Annotated in this window: 18 protein-coding genes, 1 pseudogene and 1 other annotated feature; of the genes and pseudogenes, 2 read left to right on the forward strand and 17 right to left on the reverse strand. The window is 46.4% G+C overall.

The window, feature by feature from the left end; genetic code table 11:
* Positions 1 to 58: 58 nt before the first annotated feature.
* The gene (gene rpsT, locus AC58PQ_RS10550) at positions 59 to 310 is read left to right on the forward strand and encodes a 30S ribosomal protein S20 (RefSeq protein WP_065850436.1); all 252 of its coding nucleotides are present in this window, start codon (positions 59 to 61) and stop codon (positions 308 to 310) included.
* 63 nt (positions 311 to 373) lie between these two features.
* Here the strand turns inward: rpsT and holA are convergent, their stop codons facing one another.
* From holA to AC58PQ_RS10580, 6 genes are all read right to left on the reverse strand, one after another.
* Positions 374 to 1,393, reverse strand: a complete 1,020-nt coding sequence (gene holA, locus AC58PQ_RS10555; protein WP_497241891.1) for a DNA polymerase III subunit delta — start codon at positions 1,391 to 1,393, stop codon at positions 374 to 376.
* A gap of 207 nt (positions 1,394 to 1,600) precedes the next feature.
* Entirely contained in the window at positions 1,601 to 2,827 is a 1,227-nt protein-coding gene (locus tag AC58PQ_RS10560) for an anti-sigma factor family protein (RefSeq protein ID WP_497241892.1), read from the reverse strand.
* Positions 2,824 to 3,372 carry an RNA polymerase sigma factor gene (locus tag AC58PQ_RS10565; RefSeq protein WP_497241893.1) on the reverse strand — a complete coding sequence of 183 codons (549 nt, stop codon included), beginning with the start codon at positions 3,370 to 3,372 and terminating at the stop codon, positions 2,824 to 2,826. Before AC58PQ_RS10565 ends, AC58PQ_RS10560 begins: the two co-directional genes overlap by 4 nt.
* A gap of 523 nt (positions 3,373 to 3,895) precedes the next feature.
* A complete protein-coding gene (locus AC58PQ_RS10570; RefSeq protein WP_497241894.1) occupies positions 3,896 to 6,445 on the reverse strand; it encodes a DNA internalization-related competence protein ComEC/Rec2 in 2,550 nt (849 codons plus the stop codon).
* Positions 6,446 to 6,671: 226 nt separating this feature from the next.
* Entirely contained in the window at positions 6,672 to 7,184 is a 513-nt protein-coding gene (locus AC58PQ_RS10575; RefSeq protein WP_497241895.1) for a deoxycytidylate deaminase, read from the reverse strand.
* Between the two features lie 103 nt (positions 7,185 to 7,287).
* Positions 7,288 to 7,875 carry a ComEA family DNA-binding protein gene (locus AC58PQ_RS10580; RefSeq protein ID WP_497241896.1) on the reverse strand — a complete coding sequence of 196 codons (588 nt, stop codon included), beginning with the start codon at positions 7,873 to 7,875 and terminating at the stop codon, positions 7,288 to 7,290.
* Between the two features lie 142 nt (positions 7,876 to 8,017).
* Here AC58PQ_RS10580 and comER point away from each other — a divergent pair, with 142 nt between their 5' ends.
* Entirely contained in the window at positions 8,018 to 8,851 is an 834-nt protein-coding gene (comER, locus tag AC58PQ_RS10585) for a late competence protein ComER (protein ID WP_497241897.1), read from the forward strand.
* Between the two features lie 26 nt (positions 8,852 to 8,877).
* Here comER and leuS read toward each other — a convergent pair whose 3' ends face one another.
* From leuS to AC58PQ_RS10640, 11 genes and pseudogenes are all read right to left on the reverse strand, one after another.
* Positions 8,878 to 11,337, reverse strand: a complete 2,460-nt coding sequence (gene leuS, locus AC58PQ_RS10590; RefSeq protein ID WP_497241898.1) for a leucine--tRNA ligase — start codon at positions 11,335 to 11,337, stop codon at positions 8,878 to 8,880.
* Positions 11,338 to 11,417: 80 nt separating this feature from the next.
* Positions 11,418 to 11,655: a binding site (T-box leader), on the reverse strand.
* A 71-nt stretch (positions 11,656 to 11,726) separates the two neighbouring features.
* The gene (locus AC58PQ_RS10595; protein WP_497241899.1) at positions 11,727 to 12,488 is read right to left on the reverse strand and encodes a class I SAM-dependent DNA methyltransferase; all 762 of its coding nucleotides are present in this window, start codon (positions 12,486 to 12,488) and stop codon (positions 11,727 to 11,729) included.
* Position 12,489: 1 nt separating this feature from the next.
* Positions 12,490 to 13,386 (reverse strand): CvfB family protein, encoded by an 897-nt coding sequence (locus AC58PQ_RS10600; RefSeq protein WP_497241900.1) that lies wholly within the window; start codon positions 13,384 to 13,386, stop codon positions 12,490 to 12,492.
* A complete protein-coding gene (gene rsfS / locus AC58PQ_RS10605; RefSeq protein ID WP_497241901.1) occupies positions 13,383 to 13,730 on the reverse strand; it encodes a ribosome silencing factor in 348 nt (115 codons plus the stop codon). Before rsfS ends, AC58PQ_RS10600 begins: the two co-directional genes overlap by 4 nt.
* A gap of 19 nt (positions 13,731 to 13,749) precedes the next feature.
* A complete protein-coding gene (gene yqeK, locus AC58PQ_RS10610) occupies positions 13,750 to 14,322 on the reverse strand; it encodes a bis(5'-nucleosyl)-tetraphosphatase (symmetrical) YqeK (protein WP_497241902.1) in 573 nt (190 codons plus the stop codon).
* Positions 14,312 to 14,899 carry a nicotinate-nucleotide adenylyltransferase gene (locus AC58PQ_RS10615; protein WP_497241903.1) on the reverse strand — a complete coding sequence of 196 codons (588 nt, stop codon included), beginning with the start codon at positions 14,897 to 14,899 and terminating at the stop codon, positions 14,312 to 14,314. Before AC58PQ_RS10615 ends, yqeK begins: the two co-directional genes overlap by 11 nt.
* A 12-nt stretch (positions 14,900 to 14,911) precedes the next feature.
* The gene (gene yhbY / locus AC58PQ_RS10620; RefSeq protein WP_477592199.1) at positions 14,912 to 15,205 is read right to left on the reverse strand and encodes a ribosome assembly RNA-binding protein YhbY; all 294 of its coding nucleotides are present in this window, start codon (positions 15,203 to 15,205) and stop codon (positions 14,912 to 14,914) included.
* A gap of 20 nt (positions 15,206 to 15,225) precedes the next feature.
* On the reverse strand, positions 15,226 to 16,086 hold the full coding sequence (locus AC58PQ_RS10625; RefSeq protein WP_497241904.1) for a shikimate dehydrogenase: 861 nt from the start codon (positions 16,084 to 16,086) through the stop codon (positions 15,226 to 15,228).
* Between the two features lie 17 nt (positions 16,087 to 16,103).
* The gene (gene yqeH, locus AC58PQ_RS10630) at positions 16,104 to 17,219 is read right to left on the reverse strand and encodes a ribosome biogenesis GTPase YqeH (RefSeq protein WP_497241905.1); all 1,116 of its coding nucleotides are present in this window, start codon (positions 17,217 to 17,219) and stop codon (positions 16,104 to 16,106) included.
* A gap of 8 nt (positions 17,220 to 17,227) precedes the next feature.
* Positions 17,228 to 17,722 (reverse strand): YqeG family HAD IIIA-type phosphatase, encoded by a 495-nt coding sequence (locus tag AC58PQ_RS10635; protein ID WP_497241906.1) that lies wholly within the window; start codon positions 17,720 to 17,722, stop codon positions 17,228 to 17,230.
* Positions 17,723 to 17,813: 91 nt separating this feature from the next.
* Positions 17,814 to 18,589, reverse strand: a pseudogene (locus AC58PQ_RS10640) (alpha/beta hydrolase).
* Positions 18,590 to 18,646: the final 57 nt, after the last annotated feature.

Here is an 18,646-nt window from a genome sequence, read left to right on the forward strand (position 1 = left end):
TGTCAGCAAACATACAAATGTAACGTTGAACGTGTTTTGTAAGTAGGAGGTGAATTTCATGCCAAACATTAAATCCGCTATTAAACGAGTAAAAGTTAGCGAAAAGCGTCGTCTTCGCAACGCTTCCCACAAGTCCGCTTTGCGTACTGCTGTGAAAGCTTTCGAAACAGCTTTAACCCCTGAAGCTCTAGTTTCTGCTTCCAAGAAATTAGATAAAGCTGCTTCTAAAGGTTTAATCCATAAAAATGCCGCTAACCGCAAGAAGTCCCGTCTAGCTAAAAAGCTAAACGCTCTTACGGCTCAAGCGTAATACACGGACATAAAGCAAAAGACTAATCCTCCTTGGAGAATTAGTCTTTTTTCATATCCCTCCCTAGGCAGCCAGCCTAAGAAGGAATAATTCCAACCCTAAAACCTTATCGATTTTCCCCGTTTTCATCTGCAAATCGAGATCAGCCAGCTCGCCCATAATCCGGCTCAGCTTCTCCCCATCATACTTCCGGGCCTGCCCCTCTGCCACTTTGACCGCAAAAGGATGTAAACCAATCTGTGAAGCCATCTGTTGCTGTGAGTATCCTTGTTTACCAAGCTCTTTGACCTGCAGCATGATGCGGAACTGCCTCGCAATGAGCGAAGCGATTTTGATCGGCTCTTCACGCTGCTTCAGAAGCTCCTCCAAGATCACGAAAGCCCGCTCCAACCGCACATTTACGATATCTTCGATAAGAATGAACACGTTCTGCTCCGTGCTCCGCGTGACCAACTGATCAATGACGTCTGACGTCACTTCACCACCGGCTCCCACATACAACGAAATCTTCTCTAGCTCGGCCGATAACGATTGCAGATTACCAGCCGTGTATAAAATCAACTGCTCTGCAGCCCCGCCCAGGAAGGTAAAGCCAAGCTGACTAGCTTGTTTAGCTACCCAGTGCGTCAATTCTTCAGAACTCAAAGATAGGAACGGCACAGCGGCCTCCATGTCCTTTAATGCTTTTACTATTTTCTTACGCTCGTCCAATTTATCGGCATCCACCGTAAATACTACAACCGTATGCTCCGCGGGTGATTTCAAATAAGCAGTCAAGCGATCCATATTATGCTCAAGCTTCGTATTTTCCTTTGCACCTGTGAAAAATAATGCATTTTTAGCAATGACCAGCTTTTTGGGCACCATAAATGGTAATGTTTCAGCATCATCTAACGCCGATGAAAGTGGCATTTCACTCAAATCAAACTTACTCACAGCAAATTCCCGATCTTCCGGACCCATTAACGAATCCGTTAGAATTTGAATAAATTCGCGCATTTTATATTTCTCAGGACCGTAGCACAAATAAACGGGTGCCGGGCGGCCTGCTTGTATATCTTTTAATGCTCTTTTCGCGTCCATAACTGGCATTCACCCCTCCCGTTCATTTTACCAACAACAAAGGGATTACGTCAAAGTCCGAAGACCTTGAAGCAATCCCTTTGCCAGTCTATTTAAACACCGATTTAAGGCTCTAGAAACCTTAGCACGTGTGGATGAATGAACTGTCCCTTGTTTCCTAAGATAGTTTACGCAAGCAAAGCCAGTTTGGTGCAACGATTCTTACTTTTATTTATTGGCTTCCGTTTTCTCAATCACATCGATAAGAATAGTTTGGAGGGTTCCCTTACTCGTAACCTCATAGAACAACTTGTCATCCTTCGACCACTCCAGCAGCTTGATTTGATCATCTGCCTGCCATACATGCTTGGAAGCATAAATAATCTCATGCGTAAGGCTATTTCGAATGACAACATGTGCATCTTCAACAGTAGCCACATATATACCTGTTGTAGACTTCAGCATCGTATCCTCAAGTGTAGAAGATAAGGAGAGGAAACCTTGACTCACATTTGTACGGTCTGTACTTGTAGGTTGTACAGTAGGAACCGGAGCTGATTTCCTCTCAGGCGACTCCGTCGCTTTCGGTTCTAGCGATGATATCGGTACGCTCAAGCCTGCCGCAGGAGTAATTGACTTCGAAGTCTGATCAACATTATCTATCTTTGTCTTTGCATCGAATGTGTCAACATCCCTCAGTCGCTCTGGCGGTGACGTAGACGGCGATATTTGTTTAGCCCCCGAGTCACTTCCACCGGCTGGCGCGCTGTAAGCACCTGGCTTCTCAAGCTGCGCGTTGGAGGTAGCCTGCGGCAAAATCCCACTGACTACTGACGAATTAGCATTTTCTGTCCCTTTTACAAAGGTATCTGCCGTTGAGGCGTTCGGTAACCCCTCGTTAGACGGTGCGATTTCTTGTTTTAAAGCTTTGTCATCGTTTCCTTGCACTTGGTTCATGTCAGAAGCAGTGGCAGCGCTTTTTTCAGATTTGCTCTTGGTCTCAGAACTTCTATGAGGAATCAATCCGTCCGCATTGTCGATAAGAGGATTCTGCATATTAAATGCAAAGAATCCAATAATCAATCCCGCGGCAACAACGCCGCTTGCGAATTTCCACGAGAACTGATCTTTAAAACGGCTCGAACTTGAGCGTTTAAGCTCTTCAGATTCAGCACGAGAAACAATTGAAGGAAAGGTAACAACATTGTCCGTCTTAGGTTTCTCTGTTTGTTTATCCAATTCAAGCAGCTGTGGCATAATGGCATCAACCAAGCTGAAAGGCGGCGTAACCTTAGGAAGCTGGGACAATTCGTTCGACAATGCCTGCAGACGTTCAAACATCTGGGCGCAGTCCCAACAATGCATAAGGTGAGCATGCAGCTCATCTTCCTCTTTTGGAGCTAAATCTCCATCTAGCTGTCTTTGCATGTACAACATCACCTCTTGACATTTCATCCCCGAACACCTCCTTTCTGATAATCTTGGAGTAGCGACTGTAAGGTGTGTCTAGCTCGGAATAAGTAAGACTTCACCGTATTAAGTGGTAAATTGAGTGATTCTGCAATTTCATGATACGAAAAGTCCTGCAAATAACGAAGAACAACCACAGTGCGATGGTGTTCGGGAAGCTTCTCAATTGCTTCTCTAATATCCTGAGCTAGGTAGCCTGTCAATATTTCGTGTTCTACATTATTATCAGCTGTAAACGTCATCTCATGCTCATCCATTGAAACCGTTGGTTTCGCTCTGCGAAATTTATCGATGCAGATGTTCGTAACAATCCGCTGCACCCACGTTTTAAACAAGGCTTTTTCTTCGTAGGAATTAATTTTGGTATAAATCCGAAGAAGTGCTTCCTGCGAAGCATCAAGCGCATCCTGTTCATTATTCAAAATATAAAAAGCCGTCCGATAAACGTGAGACTCAATCTCTCGCAATAGGGTAATGAGCGCATCACGGTCACCGGCTTGTGCTGATCTTACCAGTTCGGGTGCTATCACTGGGATCCCTCCCCCTTGCAATCTTACTGACGCAATCACATCTCATAAGGTTGCAATAATATTAGAATAAATATAGTACATCTTGCATCTATCAGAATAACAAATAATAAGCCATATAACACCTTTTAGACGTAAAAAAGATCAATTAGTTTCAAATTAGCAGCATATTCACATCGAAAAAGCCTTAGAGGAACACTTCCACAAGGAAATGCTCCAGCTAAGGCCACTGTGTATAAGTATCAAACCTTAAATTTAGACAAGGAATTTTGAAGTGCATTCGAGAGGTGCTCAAGTTTGGAAGACAATCCGACTAATCCATCACTGATTCGTAATTGCTCCGAACTTTTCTCCACTGCCATGTCGTTTTATGTATTTTCCCAACCTTCTCCCTTGCAATTTCGACATATTTCCCGAAAACTCTTTCAATTAATGATTATTTCAATTAAAAATTCTGCGGGAAATATTTCCTTTTACCTATTTTTATGAGTCAAAAGACTCTATCCTTGAATATTTTCCCGATTTCCTAGTCCCTTAGCTTCATTCGCGTGAAAATCCCCTCATTTCGAACCTCCATTTGCACTTCACCCATAAGATCTGTTCTGAATATCCCCATGTTTGCCTTGACTAAATGATCCATTATTTCTGGAGAAGGATGTCCGTATGTGTTCATGGCACCCACAGAAATTACGGCTACTGCTGGATTCCAATACGCCAACCAATCTGGGGTTGTCGAAGTTTTACTGCCATGGTGGGCTACTTTGAGAACATCGATTTTGTGCTCTGATGCGGAAGAGGCGGCGGAGGAAAAATCACGCAAATAATCAAGCACTTCCGCTTCGGATTCTTTCTCCATATCCCCTGTAAACAGCCAACGTGTTCCTTGCATTTCGAGCAAAAAGACAACCGATCTAGCATTCTGCTCTTTGACGATTTCGATCATCGTCTGGTTCGTTTCAAGCGGATAAATCACTTGCAATCTTGTCAGTGGGTCAATATCGATCCAATCATCCATTTGTGCGGGTAATAAGGGCACTCGCTTTTGCACGAGGGTCGAAAAAAGGGTCGTCATGCTGCTGCTCTCCTTAAAAGTCCCGTTAAAGAGAAATTGCTTTACTGGAATTTGTTCAATAACAGCCTGTAACCCGCCACTATGGTCGGCATCCTCATGGGTGAGCACAAGAAGATCTAAGCTTTGTATACCTCGTTTCTTTAGGAGAGGAACAAGTAGCTTTTGCCCTACCTCATAAGGGTCTTTGCGAATTTTCCATTCATCACCCGGTTTGCGGAATGTGAGTGTCCCTCCTCCATCGATTAACAAATGGCGACCATAAGGTGTACGAATCAGAATGGCATCGCCTTGACCGACATCAATAAATTGCACAAGACCTGTTCGTTGAAAGCGATCCGGCGAATAACCGATCCACAAGAGCATTAGAAAACCACCGATTACAAGAAATAGACTCAACTTCACACTTATCTTCTTTCTACTAGTGCCTCTACTAAAATCCAGCATGATGGGAGGCTCATCAGTAGTGCTTAAGTGGCTGCGTTGCCAAAGTATATAAACGAGAACCAGGAAACCGTAATAAAAATAGATCCACGGTATACTTGGGGATGGCCAAATCATTTTGAGATGAGGAATCTGCTGAAGTTGATCGGTTATCCAAAATATGAATTCATTCAGCCAAGCGATCAGTGAGCCTAATCTTTGACCTAGGGGGATATAGACCAAACCGAGTGCGAGTGCAACCAAGCCTGCCGGAAACACAATCATGCTGATTACAGGAACCAACACGGCATTTGCTAACCAAGACAACAAAGAGAATTGATTGAAATAGTAAATCGAGACAGGGAAAGAGACAGATTGTGAGACTAGCGTGATGGCGAGGGTGTTTTTGAGAGTCGGGGACGTGACATAAGGGGACAGCAATTCAGTTACTCTTTGCACTCCAAGAATGAGCCCCAGTGTGACTAAGAACGATAGTTGAAAGCTAACATCGAGCAAAAAGTAAGGGTCCCATAGAAGCATCGCCCATGCGGCGACTGCAAGTATGTGAAGCACCTCCTTCATTCCTCCACGCCTAGCTGCGTACAACGCAATCATTGACATGAGTCCTGCTCTTACAATGGACGGGGATGCCCCTGTGACGAGGACGTAGAACGGAAGCAGGCACATACAGATGAGCAGATAGGTCTCTTTCGCTATTTTCAAACGGCGCATGATCCAGATGCATACACCTAGAAACACGGCTATATTCAACCCTGAGATGGCTAAAATATGGGTCAGTCCCAGCTCCGAAAATTGCTGGAAACGGTCTGGATCCAGATCGTCGGTGAGTCCGATTAGCATGCTTTTCATAAATCCCGCCTGCGAGGCGGGAAAGATCACGTCCATCCGCCTGCTGAGCATTGCGCGCAGCTCGTCGTTCCAGCGCAGCAGCTGGACGACGCTTAGTCGCGCAGCCGCAGGCTGCACCTGCGCCTGATCCACCCCTTTGGCTGAAAGCAGCCAATGGGTGTGGTGAAGGCGCAGGTATCGGCGGTAGTCGAAGCCGCCGAAGTTACGGGCCGGGGACGGGCTGCGCAGCGTCCCCGTTAGCGTCAGGGCGTCGCCTCGGCGCCAGCCCGACGCGATCGTCTGCTGCGCCTGCTCCATCAGGCGCAGCGAGACCTGCACGCTTTCCCCGCCGAGCGGGAAAGCGGTGGCTTCGTTGAAGCTGACGGACTCCGCTTCAAGTGTAAAGCTAGCCCTGTCACCGTCAATGGTGACAGGGCTAGCAAACCGACCGAGCAGCGTGACCTCGCTGCCGCTCTCGTTGATCTGCCCCTGCTGCGCTAGCGGCAGGGCAGTGATGTTGCGCTGGTCGGTCCCTTGATAATAGCCGTAGGCTATTACGACCAGCAGCAGGGCGCCCAGCGGCTGCCGGCCAGGCAGACGCAGCGCGTAGAGGATGATGAGCGCGGCTAGCAAAAGCGCGCTCGTCATCCAGGACAGCCACGGGAGCTCGGTATAGATCGCGAGCACATACCCACTTATCCACAGACAGCATCCTTGAACAACTGGTCTTTTCATGATAGGGAATCTCTCCTTTTTAATGAGAATGAGATCATGCTCCACTTTAAGCTCGTTTTCCGAGCCTATCGCTCAGAGCGCTCTTCTTTTAGCTCGTTTTCCAAGCCTTCCATCGGAACGCCCCTCTTTTAGCCCGTCCGCGCCGCTATTCACAAACAAAAAACCTCCCCCTAGCGCACCCCATGGCTGCTTCTAGAGAGAGGTTCTTCCCCTCAAAACTCACTATTTAGTTCACTACCTCAGAAACCGTACCTGCTGGTGGTTCATAAACTGTCATCTGACGGAATGAAATCCCTCTGGCTACCATCAACTGGCTAACCTTCTCATGATCCTTCGGATACCCTCGATGGAACACAATCTCGGTCACTCCACTGTTAGCTAACATATTCGCGCAGGTCCAGCAAGGTTGATCGGTCACATAAACTGTGGATCCCTCGCGATCTTCGCGATCGGTAAACAACAGCAAGTTCTGCTCGGCATGAATCGTACGTATACAGCGGTGCTTACGCACGACTTCCTCTACATCGGCAACAAGCTTCAGCTCGATTTCCTCAACTAGCATACAACCTTCTTCAGTGCAATCCGGGACGCCCATCGGAGCGCCATTATAAGCTGTTCCAAGCAGCTTTTTCCCCTGTACAAGGACTGCTCCAACATGTCTACGATTACACCGCGAGCGTGTGGAGGCCATATAAGCGATATCTAGGAAATACGTATCCCAATCTTTCCGGATGCTCATGATGATTGACTCCCTCCTGATGACTCGTTTTTTCATTTACTATTCTCGAAACCAAAACTATTTCTAGTATTTTCTCATATTTCACTAGAAATGAAAAGATGAGCTAGGATGGAGCCACAAACACTAGCTCCTTTAGCTTCTCGAACATTTTGTCCCCAATCCCTTTCACTTCCATGAGTTCTTCAACTCGTTTGAAGTGCCCCTTCTTCGTACGGTACTCAATAATGGCTTTGGCCTTACTTTCGCCTATCCCAGGCAGCTTATCTAACTGCTCTAATGTAGCGGTGTTCAAATTTACAAGGCCACTTTGTGCTTCAGTCGATGGGGGTGCAGCTTTGGAAGAAGTTGTCATGTTTCGAGTCCCTGTAGTAGAGGAAGCTTCTTCAACATCTGTTGTCATCTTTGAATCCGTCTTTGAAGATGCTGGGGTTGGGGCTGATGTTGGGGTTGAAGTTGGGGTTGAAGTTGCAGTTGCAGTTGAGCTCGCCTTTGGCGTTACTGTCGTTTTTACCTCTTTCTTCTCATTAGCCTCTTGTGTTAGTAACGCTTCCATCTGCGTATTGATCGGCATAAACGCCGTTTGAATCGTTGGCTGTCCTCCGCGGAGAAATGGCCACACCACCCAGATAAAAAGCGAGATGCCCCCAAGGATCAACAAGAGCCTCTTTATTTTATTTCCAAAAAAATCCACGGACTACCTTCTTTCTTAGCATATTTGTGAATGGGCAACCATATACATGAAAAAGCGTCCCAATGACTACACGAATCGTGTGCGACCGCGTAAATAGGTTGGTTTTCGTATAAAGACTGATTTTTTCGGGAGGGATTACTTGATGAAAGCTGGATTCATCGGTACTGGGAGTATGGGAAGTATTCTGATTGAAGCATTCATTCATTCCGGGGCGTTCAATCCCGAGCAAATTATCGCTAGCAATCGAACATTACGTAAAGTTGAACTTCTTGCGGAGAACTATCCTGGCCTGCAAGTGGCGGAAACGAATCGTGAAGTCGTGCGTGGAAGTGATTTGATTTTCTTATGTGTCAAACCATCTGAATTCAAAAAGGTTATTGATGAAATCAAAGAGGACGTGCTTTCCTCTCAATTTATAATTTCCATTACGAGCCCTATCCTGATTAAGCATCTAGAAGGTCTATTACCAGCCAAAATAAGTAAAATCATTCCAAGTATCACGAATTACGTACTAAGCGGTGCTACGTTATGTATTCATGGGAATCGCATGCAGCCTGAGGATAAAGAGTGGCTTGAAAATATTTTCACGCATATCTCTACTCCGATACGTGTGTCTGAAAATTATACGAGGATTTCCTCTGATTTATCTAGCTGTGGTCCTGCTTTTCTTGCTAGCTTTATTCAAGCTTTTATCGATGCTGCTGTGGAAGAAACGGGTATTTCTGCTGAGGAGGCCACATTGCTGGCTAGTGAAATGACTTTAGGTACAGGAAAGCTGCTCACAACGGGAGGCTTCAACCCAGTTAGCTTGCAAAAGCGAGTATCTGTTCCTGGAGGCATTACTGCTGAAGGTTTACGTATTTTGGAGAAGGAGCTTTGCGGAGTGTTCTCTCAGGTTATTCGTGCTACTCATGCCAAGTATGAAGAAGACATTGAGAAGGCAGAGCTGCTCTTTCCTTTGAAACAACAGCAGTAGCCTTCTCAATGCATAACTTTGTGTGATTAACCTACAACGATATTGACTAATTTACCTTTAACAACAATCAATTTGCGAACGGCCTTTCCGGCGGTCGCTTCTTTGACTTTGTCGAGTTCAAAGGCCATTTTCTCCATCGCAGCTTCATCGGTATCTTTGGAAATCATGACACGGTCAACAATTTTACCATTGATCTGCACAACGATTTCGATTTCATTATCCACGGTCCACGACTCATCATAAGCTGGCCACGCTTCGTATGTGATGGATTCCACGCCGCCCAATTTCTCCCAAAGCTCTTCCGCTAAATGAGGAGCAATCGGGGATAGCATTTGCACGAAATTTTTCATCGCTTCCAGAGGTAGACGCTCTGTTTTGTAAGCCTCATTGACAAAAATCATCATCTGGCTAATCGCGGTATTGAAGCGAAGTGCCTCGTAATCCTCGGTAATTTTCTTGATCGAGCGGTGCCACGTGCGCTTGAAGGTATCGCTGCCCAGCGTTTCATCCCCGCTAATTTTCGCTTGAACCTGGCCGTTGTCATCAACGAACAGTCTCCATACGCGATTCAAGAAACGGTAGATCCCATCTACACCTGTTGTATTCCACGGTTTAGTCGCTTCAAGCGGCCCCATGAACATTTCATAAATGCGCAATGTATCCGCACCTTGATCGCTCACGATGTCATCCGGATTCACAACGTTTCCGCGAGATTTACTCATCTTCTCCATGTTCTCGCCAAGAATCATCCCTTGGTTAACAAGCTTATGGAAGGGCTCTTTGGTATGAACAAAACCAAGATCGTAAAGTACTTTGTGCCAGAAACGCGCATATAGCAAGTGCAGAACCGCATGCTCCGCTCCGCCAATGTACAAATCAACAGGCAACCACTGCTTTTGCAGCTCATCCGAGCAGAAGGCTTGATCATTCTTCGGATCAATGAAGCGCAGGTAATACCAGCAGCTTCCTGCCCATTGCGGCATTGTATTCGTTTCGCGGCGAGCTTTCATGCCTGTTTCAGGATCTATTGTATTAACCCACTCGGATACGTTAGCAAGTGGTGACTCACCTGTACCAGATGGCTTAATTTCATCCACTTGTGGAAGCAATAACGGCAGCTGATCCACAGGAACTGGCTTCATCGTGCCATCTTCCAGGTGAAGAATCGGAATCGGCTCACCCCAGTAACGCTGACGGCTGAACAGCCAATCTCTCAAGCGATACGTTACTTTACCGCGGCCTTTGCCATTTTGCGTAAGCCAAGCGATCATATGACTGATCCCTTGCTCAATGTTTAAACCGTCGATTGGACCTGAGTTGACATGCTTACCATCGCCTGCATAAGCTTCCTTCTCCACGTCTCCGCCTTGAACTACCTCGATAATTGGCAGGTCGAATTGCTTCGCAAATTCCCAGTCGCGTTGATCGTGACCTGGAACCGCCATAATCGCGCCCGTGCCGTATCCGCCAAGCACATAATCAGCAATCCAAATTGGCACTTTCGTGTCATTAACCGGATTGATCGCATAAGCCCCTGTGAACACACCGGATTTGTCTTTCGCCAAATCTGTACGCTCCAAGTCACTCTTGCGTGAAGCTTTCTCTTGATATTCTTTGATCGCAGCAGCTTGCACTTCTGTTGTAATCTGCTGAACAAGCTCATGCTCAGGCGCCAATACACAGTAAGTTGCTCCGAATAATGTATCTGGACGCGTTGTGAAAACCGTTAGGCTTTTCTCAGCATGGCCTTCAATCACGAACTGAACCTCAGCTCCCGTTGATTTCCCAATCCAGTTGCGCTGCATATCTTTAATACTTTCAGACCAATCAAGCTCTTCTAGATCCTCAAGCAAACGCTCCGCATACTCCGTAATTCTCAAAATCCACTGACGCATCGGCTTCCGAATAACCGGATGGTTACCACGCTCACTTAATCCGTCAATAACTTCCTCATTTGCAAGTACAGTACCTAGAGCCGGACACCAGTTCACTGGAACCTCATCTACATAAGCAAGACCTTTATTGTAGAGTTGGATGAAAATCCACTGCGTCCATTTGTAGTACTCCGGATCCGTTGTACTAATCTCCCGATCCCAATCGTAAGAGAAGCCGAGTGATTTAATTTGACGGCGGAACGTATCGATATTTTTCTTCGTGAACTCTCTCGGATCATTCCCTGTATCCAACGCATACTGCTCTGCAGGAAGTCCAAATGCATCCCAGCCCATTGGGTGAAGGACATTAAAGCCTCTCATCCGTTTAAAACGGGAAACGATATCAGTCGCCGTATAGCCTTCAGGATGCCCTACGTGCAAGCCCGCGCCTGATGGATAAGGAAACATATCTAAGGCATAAAATTTCGGTTTAGCCGAATTTTCCAGTACCTTAAATGTTTTCTTGGCATCCCAGTATGCCTGCCATTTGGGTTCGATCGCTTGCGGATTGTAGCCTTGTTGCTCTTTCGTTTCTTTCAATTCCTGTGTCATGACTCCATGCCTCCTTCAAGTTGCTCTCTGCTCATGTATGCAAATACGCACAAAAAAACCTCACATCGCTAGCGGATATCGCTAGGGACGAGAGGTATAATTCCCGTGGTACCACCCTAGTTAACACAAGGTATTCTTCACCTGTGTTCACTCTGCCCCTTAACGCGGGTGAGACGATCCAGCTAGCGCCCTCACTTCCAGCGGTTCACCTTCTAGCTCCGAGGCGAGTTCTCAAGACTAACATCTGCCGGCTCACACCCTAGCTCCGACTCTCTGAAAGATGCTGTACAAGGTACTATTCCTCATCTAAGCTTTCCATACAACTGATTAGCTTTGATTATATGTAAAATAATGCCGCACTGTCAAGCCGAGGGCGAATCCCTTTAGGATTATTTTTTCGCAATAAAGAAAGCTCGCTCTGTCTTATCCGTTGGCTGCTCCCACGTAAAGTCAGAAGCTTGATGTACCTCACGAAAGCCTACCTCGATTAGCATCCGTTCTAGCCACTGCAAGGGATACGCTCTTTGTTCATGCGTTTCATCAATGCGCCGGAAGGTTTCGCCTGAGCCTCTGTCTTTGACGAAAATCGTTAAATCATGTTCAATCTGAACACGTTCCTCATCTAACTCACTTGTCCAAATGTAAGCAACATCGTCTTCATTTAGAAAAAAGGGCTGAGACTCCGCGTAGGCAAACAATTGAGCTGGTGTATGTACATCGAAGAGGAATAAACCACCTGGCTTGAGCCCAGCCAATGTCTGACGGAAAGCATCCACGATGTCATCTTCCTCTAGCAAATAGTTGAGACTGTCGCAAAATGAAATGGCAACATCCACTTCCTCGCTAAGCTCCCATTCACGTATGTCCTGTTGGACCCAACGAATGGCACCGCCGCGAAGCTGACTGGGTTGTTCGCTATGCTTCTGCTCAGCAACGGCCAGCATATCCTCGGAAAGATCGATGCCCGTCACTTGTATGCCTTCAGCAGCTAATGGAATAGACAAATTGCCTGTCCCGCATCCTAAATCCACAAGCGTTGTTGGTTTTACTTCGAAGCGTTCAAAGCCTTCCTTAACGAACCTCAGCCAATCTGCATAGGGCATGTTGTTCATTAAACGATCGTACGTATAGGCGAATTTCTCGTAACTCATCTCAGCCTTGCGTCTCCTCTTGTTTCAGATACGTCCAATCTGCTTCCTGATAAATGAGACCATCTTTCATCAGCTTGCCTAAAGCACGTTTGAAGGCTGCTTTACTTAGACCGAATTTATCCTTGATGATATCTGCCTGCGTTTTATCCGAGAATGGCATAGCATTCCCAGGACGTTCACGGAGCACTTCAAGAATACATTCTGCATCCTCATCGCGTCCTTTTTCCTTCGGAAGCCTCATCGATAGGTTAACTCGTCCATCTTCTTCACGCACAAATGCGATCCGAACATCAACTAGCTCGCCTACACGAAGCAAGCGTGTCCGCTCTTGTGGAATGATCAGTCCGATGACACCAAATCCTAGAACACCCGCCTCACATATGACGAATGTACCCATCTGAAGTGGACGATAAACACGAGCTTTAACCCATTGGTTTGTCCAACTCGACGGAGCTCGTACACATAGCGGAGCCAAGTCTTCTTCAAGCGCCAGCTTTGCAATTAATCGGCCTTGCCGATCGTGTGCAAGCGTTGCGAACACTTTATCCCCTACTTGAGGTCGAAGCTCTTCAAGCTCTGGCACATGTTTGTAGGGTAAAAGTAAATGACGACCAAGACCCATTTCTAAGAAATAGCCAAACCGCGGATGAATATCAACAACCTCTAGAAGCCCAACATGACCCATGGTCAGCAGCGGTTTCTTCATGGTCGCCATAATTCGATCCTGCGTATCGTGGAATAAGAACACTTCCACTTTGTCTCCAGGACTAATTCGGTTCCCTACAATTTCCGCATAAGGCAGCAGATAATCCTGATATCCATCACTCAGGAAAAAGCCATTAGGTGGAACTTCCCTTGCTACCTCTAGGGTAACAAGGGATCCTGCTTCATTTCTCATACGCGCTCCACAACTTTGGCATCGGACCAAAGTTTTTCGATATTATAATATTGACGATCATCACGATGGAAAACGTGGAGAACAACGTCCCCTAGATCAAGAAGTACCCATCTTGCTGTGTCAATGCCTTCATAGCTTCGAATATGAACACCATGCTCATGCGCTTTTTTACGAGCTTCGCCTGCAATTGATTGTACTTGTGTTTCCGAATTCCCGTGACAAATAACGAAATAATCCGCAATTGGGGATACGCCTTGCAAATTCAAGCTAACGATATCCGCTGCTTTTTTGTCTTCCGCTGCCTCAACAACGAATGCTAATATTTCTTCTGGGTTTTTACTCATGCAATCATCCTCCATGTCATTAGGTGTGTATTTGGATTTGTTCCAATAAATCGTTCCGTGTCAAAATAGTAAGTGGATAAATGCGCTTACCTTTGGATATCAAAAAGTTGATGGTGGAGTCAAAGCCGGCAATCAACGCGCGTTCGAGACTCGACTTAGCAAGTTCACGAATGAACTCGACTCCTGGGAAATCACGGCCTGGTTCCATATAATCCGCCAAGCATACGATTTTGTCGAGCTGCGTCATTTGTTCGCGACCGGATGTATGGTACCTGATCGCATCCAAAATCTCCTCGTCGTCAATGCCGAATTGCGTCTTCGCGATAAAAGCACCTGCGTGCGAATGCCACAGCTCCTTATCGAAAGCTAACAAGTCTTGTGGTAAATCATTGTCACGAATAATCTTAGCTTGCTCCTGAATAGGCCAATACTTGCAATAGTCGTGCAAAATCGCTGCGACATCCGCTTTGACCGCATCCCCGCCAAATCGTTCAGCCAGCAGCACACTCGTTTCCATCACACCAAGCGTGTGCTGCCAACGCCGCTCGGGCATTTGCTCCTTGACCGCTGCCATAAGGTCTTCACGTTTCATATAAGCGATTCACCTCCATGAATTGCCCTACCTTATCTGGTACAAGGTACCTCACGGGATCCCGATTCTCTCTCAGTGCCCGAATTGCTGTTGAAGAAATTTCAACGAGCGGCATCGGTACAAGCTTCACTCGATTTCGAATACGCTCGGGCAGTTGAGTCAAGTCCAGCTCATAACCAGGTCTGGCTAATCCAATAAAATGAATTTGCCGCACGATGTCATCGATGCGATGCCACTGCGGCAAATACTGAACCATATCGGCGCCAATAATATACGTGAACGCGATGTCCGGATATTGCGATTTCAACAGTTCGATCGTATCGATACTATAGGATACGCCGCCTTTGTTAATTTCGATATCGACTGGACGAAAAAAAGGATTGCCTTCCGCAGCAAGGCAAACCATCTCCCAACGCTGCTGGCTTGTTGCCCATGGTGCATTAGGCTTATGCGGAGGGACGTTGGCAGGCATCAGCCATACCTCGTCCAAGCCCCCTTCTACCCTCGCACGTTCAGCTGCGATTAAATGACCGGTATGGATGGGATCGAATGTGCCTCCCATAATTCCGACAAGCATACGTCCACCTCATTAGCGCGGCAGTTCAATCTTCTTATTGTCACGCGATTCTTTGTAAAGCACGACGATCTTCCCGATAACCTGAACAAGCTCTGCGCCAGATTTCTCGGATAATTCAGCTCCGACTTCTTGACGATCTTCTCCGCTGTTGTTAAGCACGGTAATTTTGATCAATTCACGAACTTCGATAGCTTCTTGAATGTGACGAATGATATGGTCATTCACGCCTCCTTTACCTACTTGAAAGATTGGATCAATGTGATGCGCGAGTGAGCGTAAATGACGTTTTTGTTTGCCTGTTAACATGGATGTCCCTCTATTCATTCTTATTCAGTTAATGACTGTTCTACCACCTGTCTCATCGCCTCAACCGGCGCAGGTGTATTCGTCCAATACTCGAAGGCATAAGCGCCTTGATAAATAAACATGCCAAGCCCGCCATGAATGCGAGCTCCTATAGCTTCCGCTTCACGAAGAAATCTCGTGATGCGTGGATTATAAATAAGATCACTAACTAGGTGATGTGTTCGAACTAGATGAAGCGGCATAGGAAGCTCGTCTATGTTAGGGTGCATGCCTGCTGACGTCGTGTTGAGAACAAATTCAACATTATCAACAATATCCCCCAACTCATCCATCCCTAAGCCAACGGTTTCGGTGAATGCGCCTATTGTAGCAGCAAGCTCAACAGCACGCGCCTTGGTACGATTCGCAATATAAATACAGCTCACGCCCTCTTTGGCCAAGGCATAAGCCACGCCGCGTGCTGCGCCGCCTGCACCGAGCAGAAGAACACGTTTCCCTTTGAGATCGATTCCCGTCTCTTCCTTCAAGGAACGTACATAACCAATCCCATCTGTGTTGAAGCCTTTGAGCTTGCCCGCTTCATTCACGATGGTATTGACTGCGCCAACGATCATAGCCCCTTCATCGATCTCATCGAGGTAGTTCATCACATCTACTTTATGTGGAATTGTCACATTCACTCCGCGGTATCCTAGAGCCCTGATTCCCCGAACTGCGTCGCCAAGCTCTTCAGGCTTAACGTGAAAAGCTGCATAAACCCCATTGATCCCCGCTTCCTGAAAAGCGCGGTTCAACATGATCGGAGAACGGGAATGCCTGATCGGATCCCCGAATACTCCGTATAGTACTGTATGACTGTCGATCGTCCGAGTCTTCTCCATGATCTCCCCATGTCCTCCTAAATCAACGACTCCCGTGTAATCACTTTAATGCCCTTCGGTGCATGAACAGCGAGCTGTGCACCAGCTAGACTATTCACTTTAATCCAGCCTAAACCTGAGATCAGCACATCCATCTGTTTCCCCTTCGGTATGTGCAGCGGATGCTTAACCAGCTTAGGAAGTTCTTCAAGATCAGCTTGCGCCGGCGGCGTCAGCATGACACCTTTGTGCTCTTCATACAAGTTATCCGCCTTCTCCAGCTTCGTGCGATGTATCTGAATCGCATTCGACGTGTAACAAGTAAAGGATTGATGCTCACCTTGGATAAAATCAAATCGAACGAGCGCGCCAAAAAATAACGTCTGAGCCTCATTAAGTTGAAATACCATAGGTTTAAGCGGTTTATCTGGCATAAGCGGCGTTAGATCACGCTTCTTCACGACCTCAGTCAGACGATGCTTGTACACTATCCCAGGCGTATCAATAATGAATTTGCCGTCATCAAGCGGAATTTTGACCAGATCGAGCGTAGTTCCCGGATATTGCGACGTCGTCAGTTCAGCTTCCAAATCACTGTAATCACTGATAAGGCGATTAATTAACGTCGATTTCCCTACGTTCGTAGCACCAACCACGTACACGTCCATGTTGCCGCGGTATTCTTGTACAGCAGAAATAACTCGGTCGAAGCCGATGTTTTTCTTCGCGCTGCAAAGGACGATATCAACAACCTTGAGGTTCTCTTCCTTGACTCTGCGCTGCACCCAGTTGATGATCTTATTAGCATTCGTCACTTTGGGCAGCAAATCAATCTTGTTAACTACGAGTAAAACGGGATTATTGCCGATAAATCGGGCAAGTGAGCTGATCATACTGCCTTCAAAATCAAAAATATCCACGATTTTCACAACTAACGCCTTCGTTTGACCAACATGTCCTAATAATTTCAGAAAGTCGTCCTGTTGAAGGGTAATGCTTGAAGATTCATTATAATGCTTAATCCGGTAACAGCGTTGGCAAATCAAAGGTTCCTTTTGCAAGGCTGCCTCTGGAATAAAGCCTAGCTTACTTTTGTCTTCTGTTTGCAGCCCAATGCCGCAACCCGCACAATGTTGTATTGTTTCTGTACTCATGAAACCTCCTATTTCTTCATCCTTGCTACTGCCCATTTCTCAATCAGACGATTCACTCTCGTAAATAGTCCTTCATCTTTTCTTGAGATCGGTTGAACTAGGATCGTGTATAGCCCCATTCGATTGCCGCCAAGCACATCTGTCAGCATTTGATCCCCGATAACAGTGGTCTGTCGCGTATTCGTTCCAAGCAGCTTCATCGCTTTATGAAAGGAAGCATTCGTCGGTTTTTTGGCACGGTGAATAAACGGAATGCCCAGTGGCTTTGCAAAGGTCGACACCCGGTTATGATGATTGTTCGACACAATGACAACTTTGAAGCCGATCTGCTGCAAATGATTCAGCCATTCTATTAACTCAGGTGTCGCATGTGGATCGCGTGCACCAACAAGTGTATTATCAAGATCCGTTATAATTCCGCGAATACCGAATCCCCACAGGTGATTGGCATCAATATCATAAATTGTATGAACAGACTGTCTGGGTACAAGCTTTTTCAGCAAACGAATTCCCTCCAACTGCTTCCTTGACATATACGTGAAACTATACCATAGTGCCTCGTTTGTTGCAAAAAGAAAAGAACATATTTTCCCACTAGGTTCTTGATGGCAACGGCAACCAGTCTAATACGCTTTGAATTTTGTGATCCCAATAGCCCCATTCATGTGTGGCTGGTTCTTCTTCATATGTCAGTTGCAATCCCTGTGCACGGCAATAATCCCGGAATCGAATGTTATCTTCGTATAGGAAATCTTCCGTACCACAGCATTGATAGAGCTGAGGTCTCTCTTGTTTACTAGCAACGAGCTGGTCTGCAAGATAAAATAAATCATTCGGGCTGTCTTTTATCGTTGATCCGTCGCCAAAAATCAATTGAAAATCATTTGGAAACGCAGTCGCTCTCCCAACAATATCAACAGCACCAGAAAGACTAGCGCCCGCTGCAAATCGATCCGGATGCGAGAGTGCCAGCTTCATAGCTCCTATCCGCCCATAGAAAGACCTGCTACGTAGTTTAACTCTCTTTCCTCTGCTAATGGGAAGAATGATCTCGCTATCGTTGGTAATTCTTCACTAATAAACTCCCAATATTTTGGCCCTGAAGCCATATCTGCATAAAAGCTGCGATTCACAGCTGGCATAACGACAGCGATACCGAGCTGGGAAGCGTATCGCTCAATGGAGGTTCTCCGCATCCAGATTGAATGATCATCAGACAAGCCGTGAAGTAAAAACAATGTGGGGTGCTTCTCCCCATAAGCATGTGAAGCTAGTCCGATTTGGCTTTTGGCAACTTGAGGTAATATAACATGCATGGAAGCTGCAACACCAAGGGATTCGGAGTGAAAATGACAATCGATGAACGCCATTTGAACAAATCTCCTCTCATTACGAAGCCACCCTCCTAGATGGGAGAGTGGCTTCGT

This window comes from Paenibacillus sp. J22P143 (assembly GCF_059692035.1).

Bases quoted from the DNA above. Each gene is read 5' to 3' on its own strand.
- rpsT (WP_065850436.1), top strand. From the start codon at position 59: ATGCCAAACATTAAATCCGCTATTAAACGAGTAAAAGTTAGCGAAAAG.
- holA (WP_497241891.1), bottom strand. From the start codon at position 1,393: ATGGACGCGAAAAGAGCATTAAAAGATATACAAGCAGGCCGCCCGGCA.
- AC58PQ_RS10560 (WP_497241892.1), bottom strand. From the start codon at position 2,827: ATGAAATGTCAAGAGGTGATGTTGTACATGCAAAGACAGCTAGATGGA.
- AC58PQ_RS10570 (WP_497241894.1), bottom strand. From the start codon at position 6,445: ATGAAAAGACCAGTTGTTCAAGGATGCTGTCTGTGGATAAGTGGGTAT.
- AC58PQ_RS10575 (WP_497241895.1), bottom strand. From the start codon at position 7,184: ATGAGCATCCGGAAAGATTGGGATACGTATTTCCTAGATATCGCTTAT.
- comER (WP_497241897.1), top strand. From the start codon at position 8,018: ATGAAAGCTGGATTCATCGGTACTGGGAGTATGGGAAGTATTCTGATT.
- leuS (WP_497241898.1), bottom strand. From the start codon at position 11,337: ATGACACAGGAATTGAAAGAAACGAAAGAGCAACAAGGCTACAATCCG.
- AC58PQ_RS10595 (WP_497241899.1), bottom strand. From the start codon at position 12,488: ATGAGTTACGAGAAATTCGCCTATACGTACGATCGTTTAATGAACAAC.
- AC58PQ_RS10600 (WP_497241900.1), bottom strand. From the start codon at position 13,386: ATGAGAAATGAAGCAGGATCCCTTGTTACCCTAGAGGTAGCAAGGGAA.
- rsfS (WP_497241901.1), bottom strand. From the start codon at position 13,730: ATGAGTAAAAACCCAGAAGAAATATTAGCATTCGTTGTTGAGGCAGCG.
- yqeK (WP_497241902.1), bottom strand. From the start codon at position 14,322: ATGAAACGTGAAGACCTTATGGCAGCGGTCAAGGAGCAAATGCCCGAG.
- AC58PQ_RS10615 (WP_497241903.1), bottom strand. From the start codon at position 14,899: ATGCTTGTCGGAATTATGGGAGGCACATTCGATCCCATCCATACCGGT.
- yhbY (WP_477592199.1), bottom strand. From the start codon at position 15,205: ATGTTAACAGGCAAACAAAAACGTCATTTACGCTCACTCGCGCATCAC.
- AC58PQ_RS10625 (WP_497241904.1), bottom strand. From the start codon at position 16,086: ATGGAGAAGACTCGGACGATCGACAGTCATACAGTACTATACGGAGTA.
- yqeH (WP_497241905.1), bottom strand. From the start codon at position 17,219: ATGAGTACAGAAACAATACAACATTGTGCGGGTTGCGGCATTGGGCTG.